The sequence below is a fragment of the Pseudomonas sp. GL_090 genome, from assembly GCF_057837765.1.
In genome coordinates, this window is sequence record NZ_CM174452.1 from 3,653,380 (window position 1) to 3,675,698 (window position 22,319).

Annotated in this window: 20 protein-coding genes and 2 pseudogenes; 14 read left to right on the forward strand and 8 right to left on the reverse strand. The window is 61.7% G+C overall.

Annotated features, from left to right (window positions below; genetic code table 11):
• Positions 1 to 150: 150 nt before the first annotated feature.
• The 4 genes and pseudogenes from AC3ITA_RS16270 to AC3ITA_RS16285 form a co-directional block, all read right to left on the reverse strand.
• Positions 151 to 1,335 carry a porin gene (locus AC3ITA_RS16270; protein ID WP_095944118.1) on the reverse strand — a complete coding sequence of 395 codons (1,185 nt, stop codon included), beginning with the start codon at positions 1,333 to 1,335 and terminating at the stop codon, positions 151 to 153.
• A gap of 208 nt (positions 1,336 to 1,543) precedes the next feature.
• Positions 1,544 to 2,350, reverse strand: coding sequence for a sulfite exporter TauE/SafE family protein (locus tag AC3ITA_RS16275; protein ID WP_095944117.1), 807 nt, complete (start codon positions 2,348 to 2,350; stop codon positions 1,544 to 1,546).
• A 12-nt stretch (positions 2,351 to 2,362) separates the two neighbouring features.
• A pseudogene (locus tag AC3ITA_RS16280) lies at positions 2,363 to 2,512 on the reverse strand (pyridine nucleotide-disulfide oxidoreductase); the annotation flags it as partial.
• Between the two features lie 142 nt (positions 2,513 to 2,654).
• The gene (locus AC3ITA_RS16285; RefSeq protein ID WP_008052731.1) at positions 2,655 to 2,996 is read right to left on the reverse strand and encodes an ArsR/SmtB family transcription factor; all 342 of its coding nucleotides are present in this window, start codon (positions 2,994 to 2,996) and stop codon (positions 2,655 to 2,657) included.
• 103 nt (positions 2,997 to 3,099) lie between these two features.
• On the opposite strand from AC3ITA_RS16285, the gene AC3ITA_RS16290 reads away from it, so the two are divergent.
• Together AC3ITA_RS16290 and AC3ITA_RS16295 are read left to right on the forward strand one after the other, a co-directional pair.
• Positions 3,100 to 3,963, forward strand: coding sequence for an MBL fold metallo-hydrolase (locus AC3ITA_RS16290; RefSeq protein ID WP_095944116.1), 864 nt, complete (start codon positions 3,100 to 3,102; stop codon positions 3,961 to 3,963).
• A gap of 15 nt (positions 3,964 to 3,978) precedes the next feature.
• Positions 3,979 to 4,065: pseudogene (locus AC3ITA_RS16295) on the forward strand (outer membrane lipoprotein carrier protein LolA); the annotation flags it as partial.
• Here the strand turns inward: AC3ITA_RS16295 and bkdR are convergent.
• Positions 4,061 to 4,546 carry a Bkd operon transcriptional regulator BkdR gene (gene bkdR, locus AC3ITA_RS16300; protein ID WP_095944115.1) on the reverse strand — a complete coding sequence of 162 codons (486 nt, stop codon included), beginning with the start codon at positions 4,544 to 4,546 and terminating at the stop codon, positions 4,061 to 4,063. The pseudogene AC3ITA_RS16295 and the gene bkdR sit on opposite strands and share 5 nt — an antisense overlap.
• 185 nt (positions 4,547 to 4,731) lie before the next feature.
• On the opposite strand from bkdR, the gene AC3ITA_RS16305 reads away from it, so the two are divergent.
• From AC3ITA_RS16305 to AC3ITA_RS16325, 5 genes are all read left to right on the forward strand, one after another.
• Positions 4,732 to 5,967 carry a 3-methyl-2-oxobutanoate dehydrogenase (2-methylpropanoyl-transferring) subunit alpha gene (locus tag AC3ITA_RS16305; protein WP_095944113.1) on the forward strand — a complete coding sequence of 412 codons (1,236 nt, stop codon included), beginning with the start codon at positions 4,732 to 4,734 and terminating at the stop codon, positions 5,965 to 5,967.
• Between the two features lies 1 nt (position 5,968).
• Complete coding sequence (locus tag AC3ITA_RS16310; protein ID WP_095944112.1) at positions 5,969 to 7,027, forward strand: alpha-ketoacid dehydrogenase subunit beta; 1,059 nt, start codon at positions 5,969 to 5,971, stop codon at positions 7,025 to 7,027.
• Positions 7,028 to 8,299 (forward strand): dihydrolipoamide acetyltransferase family protein, encoded by a 1,272-nt coding sequence (locus AC3ITA_RS16315; protein ID WP_095944111.1) that lies wholly within the window; start codon positions 7,028 to 7,030, stop codon positions 8,297 to 8,299.
• Between the two features lie 3 nt (positions 8,300 to 8,302).
• Positions 8,303 to 9,685 (forward strand): dihydrolipoyl dehydrogenase, encoded by a 1,383-nt coding sequence (gene lpdA, locus AC3ITA_RS16320; protein ID WP_489277855.1) that lies wholly within the window; start codon positions 8,303 to 8,305, stop codon positions 9,683 to 9,685.
• Between the two features lie 220 nt (positions 9,686 to 9,905).
• The gene (locus AC3ITA_RS16325; protein WP_095944109.1) at positions 9,906 to 10,925 is read left to right on the forward strand and encodes a branched-chain amino acid aminotransferase; all 1,020 of its coding nucleotides are present in this window, start codon (positions 9,906 to 9,908) and stop codon (positions 10,923 to 10,925) included.
• A gap of 162 nt (positions 10,926 to 11,087) precedes the next feature.
• Here AC3ITA_RS16325 and AC3ITA_RS16330 read toward each other — a convergent pair whose 3' ends face one another.
• Positions 11,088 to 11,852 (reverse strand): ArsR/SmtB family transcription factor, encoded by a 765-nt coding sequence (locus AC3ITA_RS16330; protein ID WP_489277857.1) that lies wholly within the window; start codon positions 11,850 to 11,852, stop codon positions 11,088 to 11,090.
• A 78-nt stretch (positions 11,853 to 11,930) separates the two neighbouring features.
• Between AC3ITA_RS16330 and AC3ITA_RS16335 the strand changes: the two genes are divergently transcribed.
• From AC3ITA_RS16335 to AC3ITA_RS16345, 3 genes are all read left to right on the forward strand, one after another.
• Complete coding sequence (locus AC3ITA_RS16335) at positions 11,931 to 13,055, forward strand: cytochrome P450 (protein ID WP_489277859.1); 1,125 nt, start codon at positions 11,931 to 11,933, stop codon at positions 13,053 to 13,055.
• A gap of 112 nt (positions 13,056 to 13,167) precedes the next feature.
• Positions 13,168 to 14,229 carry a M4 family metallopeptidase gene (locus AC3ITA_RS16340; protein WP_489277861.1) on the forward strand — a complete coding sequence of 354 codons (1,062 nt, stop codon included), beginning with the start codon at positions 13,168 to 13,170 and terminating at the stop codon, positions 14,227 to 14,229.
• Positions 14,226 to 14,549: a protealysin inhibitor emfourin gene (locus AC3ITA_RS16345; protein WP_489277863.1), complete on the forward strand. Its 324-nt coding sequence runs from the start codon at positions 14,226 to 14,228 to the stop codon at positions 14,547 to 14,549. The genes AC3ITA_RS16340 and AC3ITA_RS16345 overlap by 4 nt, the downstream gene beginning before the upstream one ends.
• Before the next feature lie 17 nt (positions 14,550 to 14,566).
• Here the strand turns inward: AC3ITA_RS16345 and AC3ITA_RS16350 are convergent, their stop codons facing one another.
• Positions 14,567 to 14,905, reverse strand: coding sequence for an FKBP-type peptidyl-prolyl cis-trans isomerase (locus tag AC3ITA_RS16350; RefSeq protein WP_150673256.1), 339 nt, complete (start codon positions 14,903 to 14,905; stop codon positions 14,567 to 14,569).
• Positions 14,906 to 15,078: 173 nt separating this feature from the next.
• Here AC3ITA_RS16350 and AC3ITA_RS16355 point away from each other — a divergent pair, with 173 nt between their 5' ends.
• From AC3ITA_RS16355 to AC3ITA_RS16365, 3 genes are all read left to right on the forward strand, one after another.
• Positions 15,079 to 16,152, forward strand: a complete 1,074-nt coding sequence (locus AC3ITA_RS16355; protein ID WP_095944103.1) for a sensor domain-containing diguanylate cyclase — start codon at positions 15,079 to 15,081, stop codon at positions 16,150 to 16,152.
• Between the two features lie 220 nt (positions 16,153 to 16,372).
• A complete protein-coding gene (locus AC3ITA_RS16360; RefSeq protein ID WP_095944102.1) occupies positions 16,373 to 18,181 on the forward strand; it encodes a monovalent cation:proton antiporter-2 (CPA2) family protein in 1,809 nt (602 codons plus the stop codon).
• A gap of 143 nt (positions 18,182 to 18,324) precedes the next feature.
• Positions 18,325 to 19,422 (forward strand): DNA alkylation repair protein, encoded by a 1,098-nt coding sequence (locus tag AC3ITA_RS16365; protein ID WP_489277866.1) that lies wholly within the window; start codon positions 18,325 to 18,327, stop codon positions 19,420 to 19,422.
• A gap of 105 nt (positions 19,423 to 19,527) precedes the next feature.
• Here the strand turns inward: AC3ITA_RS16365 and AC3ITA_RS16370 are convergent, their stop codons facing one another.
• Positions 19,528 to 20,418: a LysR family transcriptional regulator gene (locus tag AC3ITA_RS16370; protein ID WP_095944100.1), complete on the reverse strand. Its 891-nt coding sequence runs from the start codon at positions 20,416 to 20,418 to the stop codon at positions 19,528 to 19,530.
• A gap of 132 nt (positions 20,419 to 20,550) precedes the next feature.
• On the opposite strand from AC3ITA_RS16370, the gene AC3ITA_RS16375 reads away from it, so the two are divergent.
• A complete protein-coding gene (locus AC3ITA_RS16375; RefSeq protein WP_489277868.1) occupies positions 20,551 to 22,200 on the forward strand; it encodes a GMC family oxidoreductase in 1,650 nt (549 codons plus the stop codon).
• Positions 22,201 to 22,319 lie beyond the last annotated feature (119 nt).

The window sequence follows — 22,319 nt, forward strand, 5'->3', positions numbered from 1 at the left end:
ACCTCCCGCAGGTGCGTGTGTATGAGGCACGAGTGTACGAAGTCTGTGGGGTGCGACGAATGCTACTTGGGTAGCGGGTAGCCGCTTCGATGGGATGAGACGGTTGGCGACCCTCGCCGCGATGCGCACGGCCAGGGCCACCTCCCGGGGTTACCAGGTCAGCACCGCGCCCACGGCAAAGGTGTCGGTGTCTTCGTTCTGCTCGTCGGTGTCGTGGCCGTTGATTTCGAACTGGTTGTACTCGGCCACCAGCTTGAGGTTGTCGTTGACGTCATGGAACAACGCGATGCCGCGGGTCTCGTAGTCCGCGCCGCTGCCGACCACGCCGTTGCCATCGTCATTGGTCTTGCCATAGGACAAGGCCAGGCGGTTCTTGCCCAGTTTGTAGGACCCCTGCATCAGGTAGCCGTCGCTGTCGACGTTGCGCAGGGTCGGCTCGCCGGCATTGTTGGTGAAAAACGGGTTGATGCCCTTGGCCTGGAAACCGGACCCGGTGAGGGACAAGCCGCCCATCTTCGCCTGCACGCCGTACCCGACACCCTTGGAGGTGACGGTCTCGACCGTGGAATCGGTGTTGTCCGAGGTCTGGTAGCTGCCGTTGACCCAGCTGTAGATCTTGGCCCCGGCCAGGTCGAACTGATAGGTGACCTCGCTCTCGGTACGCGGGTTTTCCTGGTAGGCCTTGCCCGTCGGGCTGCTGTCGTTGGTGTCCACCGGGTCCATGATGCCGACCGCCACGCGCAGACCGTCCATCACCGGGGTGCGATAGGTGATCTGCGAGGTCGGGAACGGATACGGGTAACCGGTGCCGATGTTGCCGAACGACACCCCGCCGCCATCCACCAGCCCCAGCGTATCGCTGACCTGACCGTAACCGGCGAGCATTTCGTCGAGCAGGATATTGGAACGGGCGAACAGCCCGAAGTCTTTGCCGATCAGCACTTCGCCCCACTCCGGGTTGGCCACGGTGCCGAAGAACTGCCGCACATCGATGGCGGTGTCGGTGCCGTTGGTCTGGCTGTCGTTGATGGTGACCCAGAACGAGGCGCGGGCACCGAGTTTGAGGTCGTCTACCTGCTTGCCCATGTTGAACCCCAGGTAGTTGGGCAAAAAGCCCATTTTGACCCGCGACTGTCGACGGTCGAACTGATCGCCGGCGCGGTCGACATCGCTGTTCACGTAGAAGGCGTTGATGTAGCCGTCGGTGGAGAACGTGGTCTGGTCCTTGTCGTACAGCATGATATCCGCCTCGGCCATCTGGCTCAGGCCGAGAGCAGACAGGCTGGCGATGAAGGCCGGCAGAAAACGATGCGTGACGTTCTTATTGTTGTGCATGGCGCGCTCCGAAACGGGGACTGAGTGTCGGAGGCGATTATCGAAACCTGACGAGCGGTGCCATACGCTGCCTTGGGGCTGGTTTGCAGGTGCTTTGGATGGGCCGGCGGTGCGTGACCACTATGGTGTAAGACCGCTGGTCGGCAAGGCTCGCCACTTAGGGCGTAGGCCTGTGGACCCCACTGGCGTCCACAGGAACCGCTACCGATCAGGCGTTGGCCCTGAACAGCATGTAGCCGGCGACCACGATGCAGATGCTGGCAAACCCGAGCTGCAACGCCCGCGCCGGCACCCGGGCGCAGAGCTTGCGGCCGATGATCATGCCAACGATGCTGGAGACGATGAAGGCAATGCCCAAGCCATCGATGCGCACCCCGGCATTGAACGCGCCGATCACGCCGATAGCCGAAATCAGGCTGATCACCATCAGCGAAGTGGCGATGATCCCGCGCATCTGCACGTCGGTCAGTTGCTTGAAGGCCGGGACAATCAGAAAGCCGCCGCCCACCCCCAGTAATCCCGAGACCACGCCGGTCACTGCCCCGAGCGCGGCAAGGGTCGCGGTGCATTTGGCGGTCCAGGAAAAGCGCCCGGTCTGTTGATCGAGCATGCAGTTCTTCTGGCCCCAGTTGGCCTGGCCGTGGTCGCTGGGGCCCTGGTCCTTGCGCTCGCGGCGCAACATCCGCCCGGCCACCACGACCATCAGCAGACTGAACAGGATCATCAGGATTTTTTCTGGCAACCGGTGGGCAAAGTAGATGCCCAGCGGCGAAAACACTGCGCCCAGCGCGGCGATCAGCAGCGCCGCGCGATAACGCACCAGACCATGGCGCAAACCGTCGATGGCACCGACCGCGGCCGCACTGCCCACCGCGAACAACGCCACCGGAGCGGCCTGGGTCATGCTCCAGCCCAACCCCAACACCAGCGCCGGGACCGCAAGGATACCGCCGCCGGCGCCCGTCAAGCCGAGCACCAACCCCATCACTACACCAAACAGACTTGCCAGCAACATAAGGAATTCTCAGTAGTGCCGGGAGTCGGGTTCGATCACGGTGATGTTCAGATGCGGACTACGCTTGAGCAGGCTGGCGAAAAAGCCGATACCCGCCGTACCGCCGCCGTCGATGACCACGATATCTGCACTGATGGATGGGCCCCAGTGTTGATCGTTCATTGCTTGTTCCTTTTGCTGCACTGTAGGAGCGAGCCTGCTCGCGATGGTCGCTAACGATCACGCGTGTTATCTGTATACACGCGGTGCCATTACGTCCATCGCGAGCAGGCTCGCTCCCACAGGTTCGGTGTGTTGAACAGGATCAGGGTTGAACCCAGCTTTTAAGCACCGCCCCGCAATAAAGCCCGGAGAGGGTTTTCATCACCTGGATCACTTCGTGACTGGCGAGACCGTAAAAAATGTACTTGCCTTCACGACGGGTGGCGACCAGTCCTTCATCGCGCAGGATCCCCAATTGCTGGGACAGGGTCGGTTGACGCACGCCGGTCATTTTTTCCAGCTCGCCCACATTGCGTTCGCCCTGGGTCAACTGGCACAGGATCAGCAGGCGATCCTCATTGGCCAGGGCCTTGAGCAGCGCACACGCCTTGGAGGCCGAGGCGCGCAATTGGGCGACTTCACATTCGTTCAGACTGGATTGCATTTGCAGGATGCCTTCAACGTCACTTAAGCTGCGAACATTATGTCTTTACATAAAGTGTTGCAACCCATGACTGACTTTTCTCCCCCTGCACAGGTTCGTGTCCATGCCCGCGCTGATTGAAGCTTTCCTCGACCCCGCCTCCTCGACCTACAGCTACGTGGTCTACGAGGCCGATGGCGGGCAGTGTGCGATTGTCGACCCCGTGCTCGACTACGACGGTGCCGCCGGGCGTACCGCAACCACCCAGGCCGAGAAAATCATCGCCTTCGTCCGCACCCACAATCTGCAAGTGCAATGGTTACTGGAAACCCACGCCCATGCCGATCACCTGTCCGCAGCGCCGTATCTGCGCAGGGTGCTTGGCGGCAAAATTGCCATTGGCGAGTCGATCAGCAAGGTCCAGGACGTGTTCAAGGCGCTGTTCAATCTGGAGCCATCCTTTCGCATCGACGGTTCGCAGTTCGATCACCTGTTCACCCCCGACGAATCGTTCATGATCGGCAACCTCAAGGCGACCGCCCTGCACGTGCCCGGCCATACCCCGGCGGACATGGCCTACCTGATCGGCAACGATGTGATCCTGGTCGGCGATACACTGTTCATGCCGGACGTGGGCACCGCGCGCTGCGACTTTCCCGGCGGCAATGCCAACCAGATGTTTGCCTCGATCCAGAAACTGCTGGCCTTCCCCGCCAGCGTGCGCCTCTACGTGTGCCACGACTACCCGCCCGAAGGCCGCGCACCGGAGTGCATGACCACCGTTGGCGACCAGCGCAAGAACAACATCCACGTGCGCGACGGCATTGATGAAACCGCCTTCGTTGCCATGCGCACCCGGCGTGATGAGGGGTTGGGAATGCCGACGCTGTTGCTGCCGGCGATCCAGGTGAATGTGCGGGCGGGGAATTTGCCGCCAGCCGAAGACAATGGCGTGACCTACCTGAAAATCCCCTTGAACAAACTCTGACCTGTAGGAGCGAGCTTGCTCGCGAAAAACGTCAACGATAACGCGGCAAACCTGACGCCCCGCGGTGCCCTCAGGTTTTTCGCGAGCAAGCTCGCTCCTACGGCAACGTCAACCCATTGGCCGGCAACGGTAGCGCGGTTTTGTACCGCACCTGCTTGAGCGCAAAGCTCGAACGGATGTTCGCCACCCCCGGCACCTTGGTCAGAAAGTCCATCATGAAGCGCTCCAGCGACTGTATGGTCGGCACCAGCACCCGGATCAGATAGTCCGGGTCGCCGGCCATCAGGTAGCACTCCATCACCTCGGGGCGATCGGAAATCGCCTCTTCGAAATGCTGCAACGCCTCCTCCACCTGTTTCTCCAGGCTGACGTGAATGAACACGTTCACATGCAGCCCCAGCAGATCGGCATCGAGCAGCGTCACTTGCTCGCGAATCACCCCCAGTTCTTCCATGGCCTTGACCCGGTTGAAACACGGGGTCGGCGACAGGTTCACCGAACGCGCCAGGTCGGCGTTGGTGATGCGTGCGTTCTCCTGAAGGCTGTTGAGAATGCCGATGTCGGTACGGTCCAGTTTGCGCATGAGATAAAACCACCTGTTTTTTATGTTTATGCAGGTTTTTTATCTGCAAATGAGCTTCAACGCAATGAAACAGAGAGAAATATTCTTCTTGGCCGGGCCTATGATTGTTGTAGGACAAGATTTCTTCTACCGAACGAAATCTGTCAGCTCACTACAAGAAATTCACAAGATCGAGCGTAGAAGCCATGACCCAAGCGTATGAACCGCTGCGCCTGCACGTCCCAGAACCCTCGGGCCGTCCAGGATGCAAAACCGACTTCTCCTACCTGCATCTGACCGACGCGGGCACGGTGCGCAAACCCCAAATCGATGTTGAACCGGCTGACACCGCTGACCTGGCCCGCGGCCTGATCCGCGTGCTCGACGACCAGGGCAACGCCCACGGCCCCTGGGCTGAAGACGTGCCGGTGGCGATACTGCGCAAGGGCATGCGTGCCATGCTCAAGACCCGCATCTACGACAACCGCATGGTGGTCGCCCAGCGTCAGAAAAAGATGTCGTTCTACATGCAGAGCCTTGGCGAAGAAGCCATCGGCAGCGCCCAGGCCCTGGCCCTGAACATCGACGACATGTGTTTCCCGACCTACCGCCAGCAAAGTATCCTGATGGCCCGCGACGTACCGCTGGTCGACCTGATCTGCCAGTTGCTGTCCAACGAGCGCGATCCGCTCAAGGGCCGGCAATTGCCGATCATGTACTCGGTCAAGGACGCCGGTTTCTTCACCATTTCCGGCAACCTCGCCACCCAGTTCATTCAAGGCGTGGGCTGGGGCATGGCTTCGGCGATCAAGGGCGACACCAAAATCGCCTCGGCGTGGATCGGCGACGGCGCCACCGCCGAGTCGGACTTCCACACCGCCCTGACGTTCGCCCACGTGTACCGCGCGCCGGTGATTCTCAACGTGGTCAACAACCAGTGGGCTATTTCGACCTTCCAGGCGATTGCCGGCGGTGAAGCCACCACCTTCGCCGGTCGTGGCGTCGGTTGCGGTATTGCCTCCCTACGGGTCGACGGCAACGACTTCTACGCGGTCTACGCCGCCTCCGCCTGGGCCGCCGAACGTGCGCGCCGCGGTCTGGGCCCAACCATGATCGAATGGGTCACCTACCGCGCCGGCCCGCACTCGACGTCTGATGATCCTTCCAAATACCGTCCCGCCGATGACTGGAGCCACTTCCCGCTGGGTGATCCGATTGCGCGCCTCAAGCAGCACCTGATCAAGATCGGCCAGTGGTCCGAAGAGGAACACGCCGCCGTCAGCGCCGAGCTGGAAGCCGAAGTGATCGCCGCACAGAAAGAAGCCGAACAGTACGGAACCCTCGCCGGTGGCCAGATTCCGAGCGCCGCGACCATGTTCGAGGACGTCTACAAAGAGATGCCGGAGCACTTGAAGCGCCAGCGTCAAGAGTTGGGGATCTGACATGAACGATCACAACAACAATATCGAGCTGGAAACCGCCATGACCACGACCACCATGACCATGATCCAGGCCCTGCGCTCGGCCATGGATGTGATGCTTGAACGTGACGACAACGTCGTGGTCTTCGGCCAGGACGTGGGCTACTTCGGCGGCGTGTTCCGCTGCACCGAAGGCCTGCAGACCAAGTACGGCACCTCCCGGGTGTTCGACGCGCCGATCTCCGAAAGCGGCATCGTCGGTGTCGCCGTGGGCATGGGCGCCTACGGTCTGCGTCCGGTCGCTGAAATCCAGTTCGCCGACTACGTGTACCCGGCCTCCGACCAGATCATTTCCGAAGCCGCCCGCCTGCGTTACCGCTCGGCCGGCGAGTTCACCGCACCGATGACCCTGCGCATGCCTTGCGGCGGCGGCATCTACGGCGGCCAGACCCACAGCCAGAGCATCGAGGCGATGTTCACCCAGGTCTGCGGCTTGCGCACGGTGATGCCGTCCAACCCGTACGACGCCAAGGGCCTGTTGATCGCCTCCATCGAAAACGATGACCCGGTGATCTTCCTCGAGCCGAAACGCCTGTACAACGGCCCGTTCGACGGTCACCACGACCGCCCGGTAACCCCGTGGTCGAAGCACCCCGCCGCGCAAGTGCCGGACGGTTACTACACCGTGCCGCTGGACGTCGCTGCGATCACCCGTCCGGGCAAGGACGTGACCGTGCTGACCTACGGCACCACCGTGTACGTGTCGCAAGTCGCTGCTGAAGAAAGCGGCGTCGATGCCGAAGTCATCGACCTGCGCAGCCTGTGGCCGCTGGACCTGGAAACCATCGTCAAATCGGTGAAAAAGACCGGCCGTTGCGTGGTGGTGCACGAAGCCACCCGAACCTGCGGGTTCGGCGCCGAACTGGTGTCGCTGGTGCAAGAACATTGCTTCCACCACCTGGAAGCGCCGATCGAACGCGTCACCGGTTGGGACACCCCTTACCCGCACGCGCAAGAGTGGGCGTATTTCCCAGGCCCGTCCCGAGTGGGCGCGGCATTGAAACGGGTCATGGAGGTCTGAATGGGCACGCACGTCATTAAAATGCCGGACATTGGTGAAGGCATTGCAGAAGTTGAATTGTCGGTATGGCACGTCAAGGTCGGCGACATGGTCGTCGAAGATCAGGTGCTGGCCGATGTCATGACCGATAAAGCGATGGTGGATATTCCGTCGCCGGTGCATGGCAAGGTCATCGCCCTTGGCGGCCAGCCGGGCGAAGTCATGGCGGTCGGCAGCGTGCTGATCAGCATTGAAGTCGAAGGCGCGGGCAACGTTAAGGAATCGGCGCAGCCGGCACCTGTTAAAGAAGCGCCCGTGGCTGCACCTAAAGTTGAAGCCGTGGCTGAAAGCAAACCGGTTGTTGCCCCGGCACCGAAAGTTGCCGTCTGCCAGGGCCCGATGGTTGCTCGCCAGGCCGATGAGCGTCCGTTGGCCTCTCCGGCCGTGCGCAAGCATGCACTGGACCTCGGCATTCAATTGCGCCTGGTACGTGGCAGCGGCCCGGCCGGTCGCGTACTGCATGAAGACCTCGACGCCTACCTGGCCCAGGGTCAGTCGAACGCCTCGACGGTCAGCAGCGCTTACATCCAGCGTACCGATGAACAGCAGATCCCGGTGATCGGCATGCGCCGCAAGATCGCCCAGCGCATGCAGGATGCCACCCAGCGTGCCGCCCACTTCAGTTATGTCGAAGAAATCGACGTCACCGCCGTGGAAGAGCTGCGCGCGCACCTCAATGAAAAACACGGCGCGGCCCGTGGCAAGCTGACGTTGCTGCCATTCCTGGTCCGCGCCATGGTCGTCGCCCTGCGCGACTTCCCGCAGATGAATGCCCGCTACGACGACGAAGCCCAGGTCATCACCCGCCTCGGCGCGGTGCATGTGGGCGTCGCGACCCAGAGCGACGTCGGCCTGATGGTGCCGGTGGTGCGTCACGCCGAAGCCCGCAGCCTGTGGGACAGCGCAGCGGAAATCGCTCGCCTGGCCACTGCCGCGCGCAACGGCAAGGCCAGCCGCGACGAACTGTCCGGCTCGACTATCACCCTGACCAGCCTTGGCGCCTTGGGCGGCATCGTCAGCACGCCGGTGCTGAACCTGCCGGAAGTGGCGATTGTCGGCGTGAACAAGATCGTCGAACGGCCAATGGTGATCAAAGGCCAGATCGTGATCCGCAAGATGATGAACCTCTCCAGCTCCTTCGATCACCGCGTGGTCGACGGCATGGACGCGGCGCAATTCATCCAGGCCATCCGTGGCTTGCTCGAACAACCCGCTACCCTGTTTGTGGAGTAACGAATGCAAACTTTGAACACCACGCTGCTGATCATCGGCGGCGGCCCCGGCGGTTATGTGACGGCGATCCGTGCCGGCCAGTTGGGCATCCCGACCATCCTGGTTGAAGGCCAATCCCTGGGCGGCACCTGCCTGAACATCGGCTGCATTCCGTCCAAGGCACTGATTCACGTTGCCGAGCAGTTTCATCAGACGCAGCACCACCATCAGCTTTCGTCCCTGGGCATCAGCGTTTCGGCGCCGACCCTCGATATCACCAAGAGCGTCGAGTGGAAGGATGGCATCGTCGATCGCCTGACCACCGGCGTCGCGGCGCTGCTGAAAAAGAACAAGGTCCAGATCGTTCAAGGCTGGGCCACAGTGGTTGACGGTAAAACCGTCGACGTCGGCGACACGCGCATCCAGTGCGAGCACCTGGTGCTGGCCACCGGTTCGACAAGCGTGAACCTGCCGATATTGCCGATTGGCGGGCCGATCATCTCGTCCACCGAAGCCCTGGCGCCGACGTCCGTGCCCAAGCGCTTGATCGTGGTCGGTGGTGGCTACATCGGTCTGGAGCTGGGCATTGCCTATCGCAAGCTCGGCGCCGAGGTCAGCGTGGTGGAAGCGCAGGAACGCATCCTGCCGGCCTACGACGCCGAACTGACCCAGCCGGTGTACGACGAACTGAGAAAACTCGGCGTGAAGCTTTACTTGAAACACAGCGTGCAAGGTTTTGATTCACAAGAAAATACTTTGCAAGTACTGGCCCCGAACGGCGCGACCCTGAACCTGGAAACCGATCAGGTGCTGGTGGCCGTCGGTCGCAAGCCGAACACCCAGGGCTGGAACCTCGAAGCGCTGAACCTGGACATGAACGGTTCGTCGATCAAGATCGACCACCGCTGCCAGACCAGCATGCGCAACGTGTATGCCATCGGTGACCTGAGCGGCGAACCGATGCTCGCCCACCGGGCCATGGCCCAGGGCGAGATGGTCGCCGAGCTGATCAGCGGTAAGTCCCGCGAGTTCAACCCGACCGCCATCGCCGCCGTGTGCTTCACCGACCCGGAACTGGTGGTGGTCGGCAAGACCCCGGACGAGGCCAAGGCCGCAGGTTGGGACTGCATCGTGTCGAGCTTCCCGTTCGCCGCCAATGGCCGGGCGATGACCCTGGAGTCGAAAAGCGGCTTCGTGCGGGTGGTCGCCCGCCGCGACAATCATGTAATTGTCGGCTGGCAGGCGGTGGGCGTTGGCGTGTCGGAATTGTCCACGGCGTTTGCGCAAAGCCTTGAAATGGGCGCGCGGCTGGAAGACATCGGCGGCACGATCCATGCGCATCCGACGCTGGGTGAGGCGGTGCAGGAAGCGGCGTTGCGTGCCCTTGGGCACGCATTGCACCTCTAGCCCGAACCTGTAGGAGCGAGCTCGCTCGCGAAAAACTCAGGACAACGCGGTCACTCAGACGAGGCGCGTTATCGTTGACGTCCATCGCGAGCAAGCTCGCTCCTACAAGGAATGCAATCCGGGCTGCGAAATGGGCCCGGAATGAAGTATTGTTGTCCCCATCCAAAAAACGTCAGAAGCCTTGAACCGTTTCGACGGTTGTTCAGTGATAGAGGGTGTCATGGGTAACGAAAGCATAAATTGGGACAAGCTGGGTTTTGACTACATCAAGACCGACAAGCGCTATCTGTCGTATTTCCGCAATGGCGAGTGGGACAAAGGCACCCTGACCGAAGATAACGTGCTGCACATCAGCGAAGGCTCCACCGCCCTTCACTATGGCCAGCAGTGCTTCGAAGGCATGAAGGCCTATCGTTGCAAGGACGGCTCGATCAACCTGTTCCGCCCGGACCAGAACGCTCTGCGCATGCAACGCAGCTGCGCCCGCCTGCTGATGCCGACAGTCGACACCGAGCAGTTCATCGAAGCCTGCAAGGCCGTGGTCCGCGCCAACGAGCGTTTCATCCCGCCGTACGGCACCGGCGGCGCGCTGTACCTGCGCCCGTTCGTGATCGGCGTGGGTGACAACATCGGCGTGCGTACCGCCCCCGAGTTCATCTTCTCGATCTTCTGCATCCCGGTCGGCGCCTACTTCAAGGGCGGCCTGACCCCGCACAACTTCCAGATCTCCAGCTACGACCGCGCCGCGCCACAAGGCACCGGTGCCGCCAAGGTCGGTGGCAACTACGCCGCCAGCCTGATGCCGGGTTCCAAGGCCAAGAAAGCCCACTTCGCCGACGCCATCTACCTGGATCCGATGACCCACACCAAGATCGAGGAAGTCGGTTCGGCCAACTTCTTCGGGATCACCCACGACAACAAGTTCGTGACCCCGAACTCGCCTTCGGTACTGCCGGGCATCACCCGTCTGTCGCTGATCGAGCTGGCCAAGACCCGTCTGGGCCTGGAAGTGGTTGAAGGCGATGTGTTCATCGACAAGCTCTCCGACTTCAAGGAAGCCGGTGCTTGCGGTACCGCGGCGGTGATCACGCCAATCGGCGGCATCGACTACAACGACCACCTGCACGTGTTCCACAGCGAAACCGAAGTCGGCCCGGTCACCCAGAAGCTCTACAAAGAGCTGACCGGCGTGCAAACCGGCGACATCGAAGCGCCAGCGGGCTGGATCGTCAAGGTTTGACCTGACGCCACACGCACAAAAGCCCCCCATCGGGTGACCGATGGGGGGCTTTTTTGTTTGCATTGTACTGACAAACCCACCCCGCCCCCTGTGGGAGCGAGCCTGCTCGCGATGACGGCATTTCATTCAACACAAAGACAACTGGAATACACGTATCGTCAGTCAGCGAATATTCCCGAACTCCACCGATTCTGCTGCAGTTTTCGAAACTTTGACATTACCCTCAACCACCAACGGCAACCCGATTCCAAACCGCCTTCCAAACTCCTTGCGCCCCAACGCCGTCAACGCCAACGCCCGACTGTCCAGATCCTGAGTCACCCACTTGCGCTTGAGCGCCGTTTGCAACACCGCCGCGCCCAGCGACCCGCCCAGATGTGGCCGACGCATGCTCCAGTCCAGGCACGGGCAGGCAAAGCGGCGGCGCAAGGTGCTCAAGTCCTGTACCTCGATCCCGAGCCCTTGAAACATTGCCGTACCGCTGTCGCTCAAGCGATAGGCCTGTTCGTCGGTTTCCTCAAGCCAGCCCGCTTCAAGCATCCGGTCATGCAGCAGCACGGCCAGGGTGCCGGCCATGTGGTCGTAGCAGGTGCGGGCAAACTGCAGGCGGTCCGGGGTGCGCGAGTTAAAGGCCGGCGCAGCGTTTTGGCCAATCACCATCAATGCCTCCAACGCCCGGGCCACACGCTTGTCCGCCAGGCTGTAATAGCGATGACGGCCCTGAACGTGCAACCGCACCAGCGCCAGCTCCTTGAGTTTGGCCAGGTGGGCGCTGGCGGTCGATGCACTGACTTCGGCCACCGCCGCCAGTTCGGTGCTGGTGCGGGCGTGGCCGTCCATCAGCGAACAGAGGATTTTCGTCCGCGCCGGCTCAGCGATGGCCGCCGCCACTTGAGAAACACCGATGTCATGTTGTTCTACGTTCATATTTCGCTCCCGGACGAATCATCGCCTGTTCGGACTGGAGATAGTAGCAACACTTCCCGACAACAAAAGGCTGCGACCATGGACCCGATCACCGCTGCGACTCACACCGATCCTTATCCTTGCTATGCGCAATGGCGCGCCGAGGGTGGGCTGGTTTTTCACCAGAGCCTGAACCTGTGGGTCGCCAGCAGTGCCCACGCTGTGGCGGCTGTGCTGGCGCATCCTGACTGCCACGTTCGTCCGGCCTCCGAACCCGTGCCCAAGGCCATTGCCGACGGCATGGCCGGCAAGGTGTTTGGCCAATTGATGCGGATGAATGAAGGCGAACGCCAGCATTGCCCCCGTTCGGCAATCCAGCCGGAGCTGCAATTGATCGATGCGCAGGCAGTCGAGACATTGGTTGCAGCGCGCCTGATCACGCCGGGCGCGGACGGGATACAGGCCGCCATGTTCCGCGGCCCGGTCTGTGTAGTTGCAACGCTGCTGGGTTTTTCACCGGCACAGGGCCGCATCATCGCCGAGTTGACCGCGGATTTCGTCGCCTGCCTGTCACCGCTCAGCACCCCGGCACAACTGGTCGTCGCCGACGCTGCCGCCGAGCAACTGAGCGGCTACTTTGTCGAGTTGCTGGATGAACAGGCCGATCAAAGCCCCCTGCTCGCCGGCATCCGCCAGCGCTTTGCCTCGACATCCGCGCCATCCGAAGTGCTGATCGCCAACCTGATCGGTCTGCTGTCCCAAACATACGACGCCACGGCCGGATTGATCGGCAATGCCGTTCTGGCCCTGATGCAAAACCCGTCGTTGCGGCACGATGCGATGCATATCGGTGACCTGATCGCCGAAGTCCAACGCTTCGATCCCTCGGTACAAAACACCCGGCGCTTCGTCGCAACGCCTTGCGAAATAGAGGGTGTGAGCCTCAATCCTGGCGATGTGATTCTGGTGCTGCTGGCCTCGGCCAATCGAGATCCACAGCTCAATGACCGAGCCGACAACTTATGCCTTGACCGCGCGCAGCGCCGCAGCTTCACGTTCGGGGCGGGGCGTCATCACTGTCCGGGGCAGGCGCTGGCTCTGAGCATCGCCATCGCCTCAATCAGGCAGATACTGGCGGTGAACCCTGAGCTGGACCTGGATTGGCAGTACCGCCCGTCACTGAACGGGAGGGTGCCCCTCTTCAAGGATCTGCCGGCAGCCTGATAATCGTTGCCGATTGCCCTGCACATCACACTCGCCAGTACGCGGCACGGAACCGAACGCGCGGTGCCCGGATCACATCAGTATCGCCCGCTATCACGCCAGGGATGCACTGATGACCGACTCACGAGCACTGCGCAGTTTTATCCCGCCCTACATTCTCAATCGCATCATCGCCCACGGCTCAGAGCCGCAGCGCACGGCGGCGATGATCACCCTGCATCATGTGCAAAGTCTGCTGCCCAATCCCGGGCCACCTTCGCGGCCGCCGGAGCGGGCGATTCTGCCGCCGCGCGGCAAGCCGGGCGTCGCCCAGCGCAGCGTGCACGACGCCCAGAACAAAATGCTGCTGCCAGGTATGCCGGTGCGCCTGGAAGGTCAGCCGGCCACAGGCGATGCGGCCGTCGATGAAGCTTACGACGCACTGGGTGCCAGCTATGATTTCTTCTGGAAGGTGCTCGGCCGTGACTCGATCGATAACAACGGATTTGCCTTGGTCGGCAGCGTGCATTATGGCCAGGGATACGAAAACGCCTTTTGGAATGGTGCGCAAATGGTCTTCGGCGACGGTGACGGGGAAATTTTCCAGCGTTTTACCCGCTCGCTGGATGTAGTCGCCCATGAACTGGCCCATGGCGTGACCGAAAGCGCGGCCGGGTTGATTTACGCCAACCAGTCAGGAGCCTTGAACGAGTCGCTGTCGGATGTGTTCGGTATCCTCACCAAGCAATTCGTCCTCGGCCACACCGCCGAGCAGGCGGACTGGTTGATCGGCGCTGACTTGTTGAGCGCAAGGATCAACGGCAGAGGCCTGCGCTCGATGTCCCATCCGGGCACGGCCTACGACGACCCGCTGTTGGGCAAGGATCCGCAACCGGATCACATGCGTGAATTCGTCATCACCCAGGAGGACAATGGCGGTGTGCACATCAATTCCGGCATCCCCAATCGCGCGTTTTATCTGGTGGCCAGAGCGCTTGGCGGGTTCGCCTGGAAGAAAGCCGGAGTAATCTGGTACGACGCCCTGTGCGACAAACGCCTGGATCCGGACGCCAGCTTCGATGCCTTCGCCCGACTGACCGTCCACCATGCCGGCCAACGCTTCGGTGCGCGAGAAGTCGAGGCCGTGCGCCAGGGGTGGGCTCAAACGGGCATCGAAATCACGGAGACCCTATGAAAACCCTGCCTGCATTGGGCGACGACACCCGGGTTCGCCTCTCCCGCCAGGGTGGTTTCGCGGCGATTCACGCCTTGAGCCGCCCTCGGGAGATTGAATTTGCGCAATGCGACATCAGCCAGCGCACCCGCATCTGCTCGGTACTGGAGGGTTGCCTGACCCTGGACAGTTCGGTACCCGGGCGTGGCGACCAGCGCTTTTACCAGATAGAGGTGAACTATCGGCTAGGCGAGCGGGAAGACCGGATGGTGCTTAAAGTGCCGGAGGACCGGGCGCCGGGAGAACTGGTACATCTTTGGGATACGGGGGAGTTGCTGTAGATCCCCCCTGCCCGCGGTCAATCATCCCGCGTCAGCACTTCCAGCAACTCGATCTCGAAAATCAGGTTCGAATTCGGCGTGATCTTGCCCATGGTGCGCTCGCCATAGGCCAGGTGCGCCGGCACCAGCAACTTGCGCTTGCCGCCGACCTGCATGCCCATGATGCCCAGGTCCCAGCCCTTGATGACCCGCCCTGTGCCGATCACGCACTGGAAGGGCTTGCCACGGCTGTAGGAGGAATCGAATTCGGTGCCATCCTCCAGCCAGCCACGGTACTGGGTGGTGATGAGCGCGCCTTTTACGGCGGCTTTTCCGTCACCCACCTGAAGATCGATTACCTGAAGCTCGTCATTCATTGAATTCACTCGTATGCTCTCTCGCCCTCAAGGGCCGGATGGGCGCCGTTTTCCCAGATTTACCCTCGATTGGCAACCATTGCCGCCTCTGCGCGCAGCGTTTAAAGCTGTTTACTGAACTAAAATAATCAACAATTACCCGTACGGTTCACCGCCCTGATGGCCATCCCCGAATGATCCTGCTCTGGACCAGTCTCATCCTAGGTTCAACGACGCTCAGCCTGATCGTCGCGCTGGTCTGGCGCGGGCGCTCGTTGCAAAAGCGACTGGCGGAGTATCGCGCGATCATCAACAGCCTGGCCGAAAGCCGGAACATCCACCAGGATAGTGACGCAGAGCGCTTCAAACGCAGCCAGTACTTTGCCCGCATCGGCACCTGGGACTGGGATGTCGACACCGACCGGTTGTATTGGTCGGATGCGATTTTCGGCATGTTCGGCTTCAAGATCGGCGAAGTGACGCCCTCTTACGCCCTGTTCTGCTCCTGCGTGCATCCGGACGACCGCCTCAGGGTACGGGCCGGCGAACTGCGTTGCCTGGAAACCGGCGAAAACCATGACGAGGAATACCGTGTGGTCTGGCCCGACGGAACGATCCGCTGGCTGCGGGAAACCGGCAACGTGGTCAAGAATGACCACGACGATACGATCAAGATGATGGGCGTGGTTCGCGACATCACAGAAGAAAAGGCCTCGGCCAACTACCTCAAGCACCTGGCCCATTACGACCCGTTGACCGGCCTGCCCAATCGTCTGGTGCTCGAAGAGCGCCTGTCCGAAGCCCTGGAGCTGGCGCGCACCGGTGCCACGCGGGTGGCGCTGGTGTTTGTCGATCTCAATGGATTCAAGGCCATCAACGACCGCTATGGTCATGCGGCCGGCGACCGCGTGCTGGTCACGACCGCCACCCGGCTCAAGCGCATTCTGCGTGGCACCGACACCGTCGCCCGGATCGGTGGCGACGAATTCGTGGTCATCCTCCAGGGCCTGCCCCAGGGCAAAAGCCTGCAAGACGAAGCGCGCACCATTTGCCAGAAAATCTTCGTCGAACTCTCCCCGCCCGTGACCATCGGCAACGACCAGCGCCATATCGGCACCAGCCTCGGCGTCGCCGTGTTCCCCGATCATGCGCCGAGCATCGACCGCTTGCTGCACATTGCCGACCTGGCGATGTATGAGGCCAAGCGCAGCGGGAACAATCAGTATCGGCTGGGCACCGAGAGCGTGGTGCGGGCGCATAGCGAATAGCGCTTCGTCGACGGGAGCCTATCGCGAGCAAGCTCGCTCCCACAGTGATTTGTGCCGTACACAGAATTTGCGTACGACCAGGAAACATTGTGGGAGCGAGCCTGCTCGCGAAGGCCGCGGCCCGACTGTAAAGATCTAACTGACAACCCACGGTAGATCTTCGGCGAGCCCAGCCTTTATCCTTGACGCCCCCGCTGTGTCGAGTTCTGGAGTTTCACCCATGCCCCATGAAGGCAACCTGCTACAAGCCGCTGTCGTGTTTCTGATGGCGGCCGTGCTCATCGTTCCCTTGGCCAAGCGCCTGCAACTGGGGGCGGTTCTGGGCTATCTGTTTGCCGGAGTGATCATCGGCCCGTCGGTGCTGGGCCTGATCGACAATCCGCAAAGCGTCGCGAACATTTCCGAACTCGGCGTGGTGTTGCTGCTGTTCATCATCGGCCTGGAGCTGTCGCCGCGACGCCTGTGGGTGATGCGCAAATCAGTGTTCGGCGTGGGTCTGGCGCAAGTGTTGTTCACTGGCACGGTGATTGGCGTGGTCGCGCTGTGGCTGTTTGGCCAACCGTTGAACACCGCGATCGTCCTGGGCCTGGGCCTGGCGCTGTCGTCCACGGCGTTCGGCCTGCAAAGCCTGGCTGAACGCAAGGAACTGACCAGCCCCCACGGGCGGCTGGCGTTCGCGATCCTGTTGTTTCAGGACATCGCCGCGATCCCCTTGATCGCCATGGTGCCGTTGCTGGCCGGTGGCGACCACAGCACCACCGCCAGCGAAAACCTGAACCATGGCCTGCAAGTGCTGGCCAGCATCGCCGTGGTGGTGATCGGCGGGCGTTATCTGCTGCGGCCGGTGTTTCGCGTGGTGACCAAAACCGCGTTGCCAGAAGTCTCCACCGCCACGGCGTTGCTGGTGGTGATCGGCACCGCCTGGCTGATGGAGCTGGTCGGCATTTCCATGGCCCTGGGCGCCTTCCTCGCCGGCCTTTTGCTGGCGGACTCCGAGTATCGCCATGAACTGGAAGCCCAGATCGAGCCGTTCAAGGGCCTGTTACTCGGGCTGTTTTTCATCAGCGTCGGCATGGGTGCGAACCTGAGCCTGTTGCTGAGCATGCCGGTGGCGGTGCTGGGCCTGACCCTGCTGCTGATCGCGATCAAACTGCCGCTGCTGTTTCTGGTCGGTCGCCTGGCCGGGGGCTTGAAAAAAGTCAGTGCGATCCGCCTGGGCATCGTGTTGGCGGCCGGTGGTGAATTTGCCTTTGTGGTGTTCAAGATCGGGCGCGACCACGGGCTGTTCGCCACCGAACTGTATGACTTGCTGGTGCTGACCATCACCCTGTCCATGGCCGTGACGCCGCTGTTGCTGCTGGTTTGCGCGCGGTTGGTCAGCCCGAAAGTGCAACCGGTGGAAGTGCCGGAGAAGTTCCGCGAAATCGACACCGATGCGCCACGGGTGGTGATCGCCGGCATGGGTCGCATGGGCCAGATCATTGCGCGGATTCTGCGCGCACAGAACATCAAGTTCGTGGCCCTCGACACTTCGGTGGAAACCATCGAACTGTCCCGCAGTTTTGGTGGCGTGCCGGTGTTCTATGGCGACCCGATGCGCCCGGAAATCCTCAACGCGGCCAAGGTCGGGGAAGCCGAGTATTTCGTGATCGCCACCGACGACCCGGACACCAACATCAAGACCGCGGAACTTGTGCGCAAGCTCTACCCGCACATGAAAATCATCGCCCGTGCCCGTAACCGTCAGCATGTGCACCGACTAATGGACGTCGGCGCTCACGCCGTGCGCGAAACCTTCCATTCGAGCCTGGAAATGAGCCGCCAAACCCTGATCGGTCTGGGATTGACCCAGGCCCAGGCGGATGCGCGGATCAAGCGTTTCAAGCAGCACGACGAAGAGGTGCTTGAAGCCCAGCATGCGGTGTACGACGACGCGGTGAAAGTGATGCAGACGGCGCAGGAAGCGCGGGTCGAACTGGGCCGGTTGTTCGAGTCGGATCAACTGCAGGAGCAAGCGGGCAAGAATTGAGGTGAATTTGAGCGCCTCATCGCGAGCAGGCTCGCTCCTACACTGGATCTTTGTCGCTTATACGCTCTTCTGTAGGAGCGAGCCTGCTCGCGATGAACGATAACGCGGTGTGATGGATCAACAACAATTGCCAGGGAGCCACCATGACTGACCAACAATCTCCGGCGCTGAAGGAAATCTTCAACCCCGAGCGCCTCCAGCACATCGCGAGCGAAATGACCGCGGTCTATCCGTCATTCGAGGCCAGGCGCTTCCTGAAGCTGGCCCAATCCGGCCTGGCAGACCTCAGCGTCATGCAACGCATGGCCCGGGTCAGCGAGTGCCTGCATGCGGTGTTGCCGCTGGACTTTGAAGCGTCGCTGCAGGTGCTGCGCGCCCTTGCCCCGCGCCTGAACAGCGGCTTCGTCAGCATGTGCCTGCCGCACTATGTCGCCAGCTACGGCGCCCATGCGTTCGATCAGTCGATGGACGCGCTGAAGTACTTCACCACTTTTGGCTCTTCGGAATTCGCAATCCGTCACTTCCTGCGCAGTGACCTCGAGCGCTCACTCAAGCTGATGCACGCCTGGTCCCTGGACGACAACGAGCATGTACGGCGCCTGGCCAGCGAAGGATGCCGGCCACGCCTGCCCTGGTCATTCCGCCTGGAACCCGTCCAGGCCGATCCGACACTGGCCGCGAACATCCTCGACAACCTCAAGGCCGACAGCAGCCTGTACGTGCGCAAGTCCGTGGCCAACCACCTCAATGACATCACCAAGGATCATCCCGACTGGGTGCTGGACCTGATCGAAAGCTGGTCGCTGGACAACCGGCACACCGCATGGATCGCCAAACACGCCCTGCGCAGCCTGATCAAACAGGGCAACCAGCGGGCACTGGCGATCATCGGCGCGGGCGGCAAGCCTGAAGTCGAGATCGTTGATGTGAAAGTCGAACCGCCGGTGATTGGCCTGGGAGAAAAGATCACCCTGTCGTTTGCCGTCAAATCCACCGTCCAAAGCAGCCAGCGCCTGGTGATCGACTACGCCATCGATTACGTCAAGGCCAACGGCAGCACCTCGGCGAAGGTGTTCAAGCTCAAGGCATTGACGCTGCCGGGCAACGCCGTCGAAGCCGTCAGCCGTGGTCAGCAGATCAAGGAACTCACCACCCGCCGGCATTATGCGGGGCGCCATGCGGTGCATATCATGGTCAATGGTGAGCGGCTGGCCAGCACGGCGTTCGAGATTCTCGGTTAAACCATAAGATCAATTCTGTATGTGCCGCCGCCATCGCGAGCAAGCTCGCTCCCACATTGGAATGCGGTCCCCTGTAGGAGCGAGCCTGCTCGCGATGGCGCCAGCTCAGGCACCGCCCAACAACAACCCCTGCTCCCGCTCACACATCTGCACCACATAATCCCACAACACCCGCAACCGCACCGACTTGTGCAGCTCCCGGCGGGTGCTGATCCAGTAGCTGCGCTGGATGCTTTCGTCCGGCAACAAAGGCACCAGACCGGGATCGGCACTGGCCATGTAGCACGGCAACACGGCAATCCCCAGGCCTGAGCGGGCCGCCTGTTGCTGGGCAATCACGCTGGTGCTGTGAAACACCACCCGCGGATTGCGGCAGAAGCTGTTGAGGAACATCAGTTCCTGACTGAACAGCAGGTCGTCGACATAGCCGATCCACGCATGACGCCCCAGGTCCTCACGACTGCGCAACGGCGGTGAGCGGTCGAGGTAGTCCTGGCTGGCATAGAGCGCCAGGCGATAATCGGTGAGTTTGCGGGTGACCAACATGTCGGCAGCCGGACGCTCAAGGTGGATGCTGATTTCCGCCTCGCGGTTGAGGATGCTGACAAAGCGCGGCACCGCCACCAGTTCCACCTCCAGCCCCGGATAGCGCTCGAACAAGCCGTTCATGCGACTGGCCAGGAACATGATCCCCAGCCCTTCCGTCACCCCGACGCGGATCTTGCCCAGCGGCGCGGTGGACTGGGTGATTTCCTCCTGGGCCAGCAGTGCCACGTTCTCCATCGCCTCGGCGTGTTTAAGCAATGCCTCGCCTGCCGGGGTCATCTCGTAACCCTGGGCATGCTGGACGAACAACGCCGTACCGAGGCTTTTTTCGATGGCCTCGATATGCCGCGCCACGGTGGCGTGGGTGGTATTCAAGCGACGGGCAGCCGTAAGCAAACGCCCGCTGCGCTGCAATTCGAGAAAAAACCGCAGGTCATTCCAGTCGAACATGAAGCGTCCTTGTTCTTTGCCGTTCGGGATGCTGTTTAAAAACGCACAGCGGCTGCGCAAAAACTAACATTCTTTTGACGAAAGCTAACAACTAGGATGACAGACAACAAGAACAACAACACGAGGTCAGGGATGCAGACTCCCCTGGATGAATACGATTACATCGTGGTCGGGGCCGGGCCGGCCGGGTGTCTGCTGGCCAATCGACTGTCGGCCGATGCGCAACATCGCGTGTTGCTGCTCGAGGCCGGTGGCCGCGATAACTACGCGTGGATTCACATCCCCGTGGGCTACCTGTTCTGCATCGGCAACCCGCGCACCGACTGGTGCTTCAAGACCGAAGCACAACCGGGCCTGCAAGGTCGCGCCCTGAGCTACCCGCGCGGCAAGGTACTGGGCGGTTGCTCCTCGATCAACGGCATGATCTACATGCGCGGCCAGGCCGGCGACTACGATCGCTGGGCCGCCGACGGCAACCCTGGCTGGAGCTGGCAAGAGGTGTTGCCGCTGTTCAAGCAGAGTGAAAACCACTTTGCCGGTGCCGCCGAATTTCACGGTGCCGCGGGCGAATGGCGGGTCGAACGCCAGCGCCTGTCTTGGCCGATTCTCGATGCGTTCCGCAGCGCCGCCGAACAAAGCGGCATCGCCAGCATCGATGACTTCAACCAGGGCGACAACGAAGGTTGCGGTTACTTCCAGGTCAATCAGAAGGCCGGCATCCGCTGGAACGCGTCCAAGGCCTTTCTCAAACCCATTCGCCAGCGTCCCAATCTCACCGTGCTGACCGCTGTCGAAGTCGACCGCGTGCTGCTGGACAATGGCCGCGCCTCAGCGGTCAGCGCCCGCTGGCAAGGCCAGGCGAAAACCTTCAAGGCACGCAAGGAGATCGTCCTGTGTGCCGGCTCGGTCGGTTCGCCCAGCATCCTGCAACGCTCCGGCATCGGCCCGCGACCATTGCTTGAGCGGCTGGGCATCGGCGTCGCCCATGAGCTGCCCGGTGTCGGCGGTAACTTGCAGGATCACCTGCAACTGCGGCTGATCTACAAGCTGGAAAACGCCCGCACCCTGAACCAGATTGCCGGCAGCCTGTGGGGCAAGATGGGCATGGGCCTGCGCTACCTGTATGACCGCAGCGGCCCGCTGTCCATGGCGCCGAGCCAATTGGGCGCCTTTGCCCGCTCGGGGCCTGAGCAGACGTCAGCGAACCTCGAATACCACGTGCAACCGCTGTCACTGGAGCGTTTTGGCGAACCGCTGCATGCCTTCCCGGCGTTCACCGCGTCGGTCTGCGATCTACGTCCGCAAAGCCGTGGCCGGGTGGAAATTCGCTCCGCCGATCCGCAAGAAGCCCCGCTGATCCAACCCAATTACCTGAGTCATCCGCAGGACCTGCGGGTCGCCGCCGACGCCATTCGCCTGACCCGGCGCATCGTCGCCGCTCCGGCCCTGCGCGCCTTCAATCCGGTGGAATACCTGCCCGGCGACAGCCTGCAAAGCGAGGAGCAACTGCACGAAGCCGCCGCACGGATCGGCACCACGATTTTCCATCCGGTGGGCACCTGCCGCATGGGCAACGACGCCGACGCCGTGGTCGATGCGCAACTCAAGGTCCATGGCATCCCCGGCCTGCGCATTGCCGATGCCTCGATCATGCCGCGCATCACCTCGGGCAACACTTGCTCGCCGACGCTGATGATTGCCGAGAAGGCGGCGCGGATGATCCTCGACTCCGCTGCACACACAATCCCTGTAGGAGCGAGCCTGCTCGCGATGACGGAATGACAGTCAACATCTTCGTTGTTTGACCCACCGCCATCGCGAGCAGGCTCGCTCCTACAAGGACCCGCATCAGATTCACGGACACTGAGCATTACCCCTGAAATGGAACACGCAGCACCAGT

Excerpts from the sequence above, each read along its gene's own strand:
- AC3ITA_RS16270 (WP_095944118.1), bottom strand. The coding sequence starts at position 1,335 with ATGCACAACAATAAGAACGTCACGCATCGTTTTCTGCCGGCCTTCATC.
- AC3ITA_RS16275 (WP_095944117.1), bottom strand. The coding sequence starts at position 2,350 with ATGTTGCTGGCAAGTCTGTTTGGTGTAGTGATGGGGTTGGTGCTCGGC.
- AC3ITA_RS16285 (WP_008052731.1), bottom strand. The coding sequence starts at position 2,996 with ATGCAATCCAGTCTGAACGAATGTGAAGTCGCCCAATTGCGCGCCTCG.
- AC3ITA_RS16290 (WP_095944116.1), top strand. The coding sequence starts at position 3,100 with ATGCCCGCGCTGATTGAAGCTTTCCTCGACCCCGCCTCCTCGACCTAC.
- bkdR (WP_095944115.1), bottom strand. The coding sequence starts at position 4,546 with ATGCGCAAACTGGACCGTACCGACATCGGCATTCTCAACAGCCTTCAG.
- AC3ITA_RS16305 (WP_095944113.1), top strand. The coding sequence starts at position 4,732 with ATGACCCAAGCGTATGAACCGCTGCGCCTGCACGTCCCAGAACCCTCG.
- AC3ITA_RS16310 (WP_095944112.1), top strand. The coding sequence starts at position 5,969 with ATGAACGATCACAACAACAATATCGAGCTGGAAACCGCCATGACCACG.
- AC3ITA_RS16315 (WP_095944111.1), top strand. The coding sequence starts at position 7,028 with ATGGGCACGCACGTCATTAAAATGCCGGACATTGGTGAAGGCATTGCA.
- lpdA (WP_489277855.1), top strand. The coding sequence starts at position 8,303 with ATGCAAACTTTGAACACCACGCTGCTGATCATCGGCGGCGGCCCCGGC.
- AC3ITA_RS16325 (WP_095944109.1), top strand. The coding sequence starts at position 9,906 with ATGGGTAACGAAAGCATAAATTGGGACAAGCTGGGTTTTGACTACATC.
- AC3ITA_RS16330 (WP_489277857.1), bottom strand. The coding sequence starts at position 11,852 with ATGAACGTAGAACAACATGACATCGGTGTTTCTCAAGTGGCGGCGGCC.
- AC3ITA_RS16335 (WP_489277859.1), top strand. The coding sequence starts at position 11,931 with ATGGACCCGATCACCGCTGCGACTCACACCGATCCTTATCCTTGCTAT.
- AC3ITA_RS16340 (WP_489277861.1), top strand. The coding sequence starts at position 13,168 with ATGACCGACTCACGAGCACTGCGCAGTTTTATCCCGCCCTACATTCTC.
- AC3ITA_RS16345 (WP_489277863.1), top strand. The coding sequence starts at position 14,226 with ATGAAAACCCTGCCTGCATTGGGCGACGACACCCGGGTTCGCCTCTCC.
- AC3ITA_RS16350 (WP_150673256.1), bottom strand. The coding sequence starts at position 14,905 with ATGAATGACGAGCTTCAGGTAATCGATCTTCAGGTGGGTGACGGAAAA.
- AC3ITA_RS16355 (WP_095944103.1), top strand. The coding sequence starts at position 15,079 with ATGATCCTGCTCTGGACCAGTCTCATCCTAGGTTCAACGACGCTCAGC.
- AC3ITA_RS16360 (WP_095944102.1), top strand. The coding sequence starts at position 16,373 with ATGCCCCATGAAGGCAACCTGCTACAAGCCGCTGTCGTGTTTCTGATG.
- AC3ITA_RS16365 (WP_489277866.1), top strand. The coding sequence starts at position 18,325 with ATGACTGACCAACAATCTCCGGCGCTGAAGGAAATCTTCAACCCCGAG.
- AC3ITA_RS16370 (WP_095944100.1), bottom strand. The coding sequence starts at position 20,418 with ATGTTCGACTGGAATGACCTGCGGTTTTTTCTCGAATTGCAGCGCAGC.
- AC3ITA_RS16375 (WP_489277868.1), top strand. The coding sequence starts at position 20,551 with ATGCAGACTCCCCTGGATGAATACGATTACATCGTGGTCGGGGCCGGG.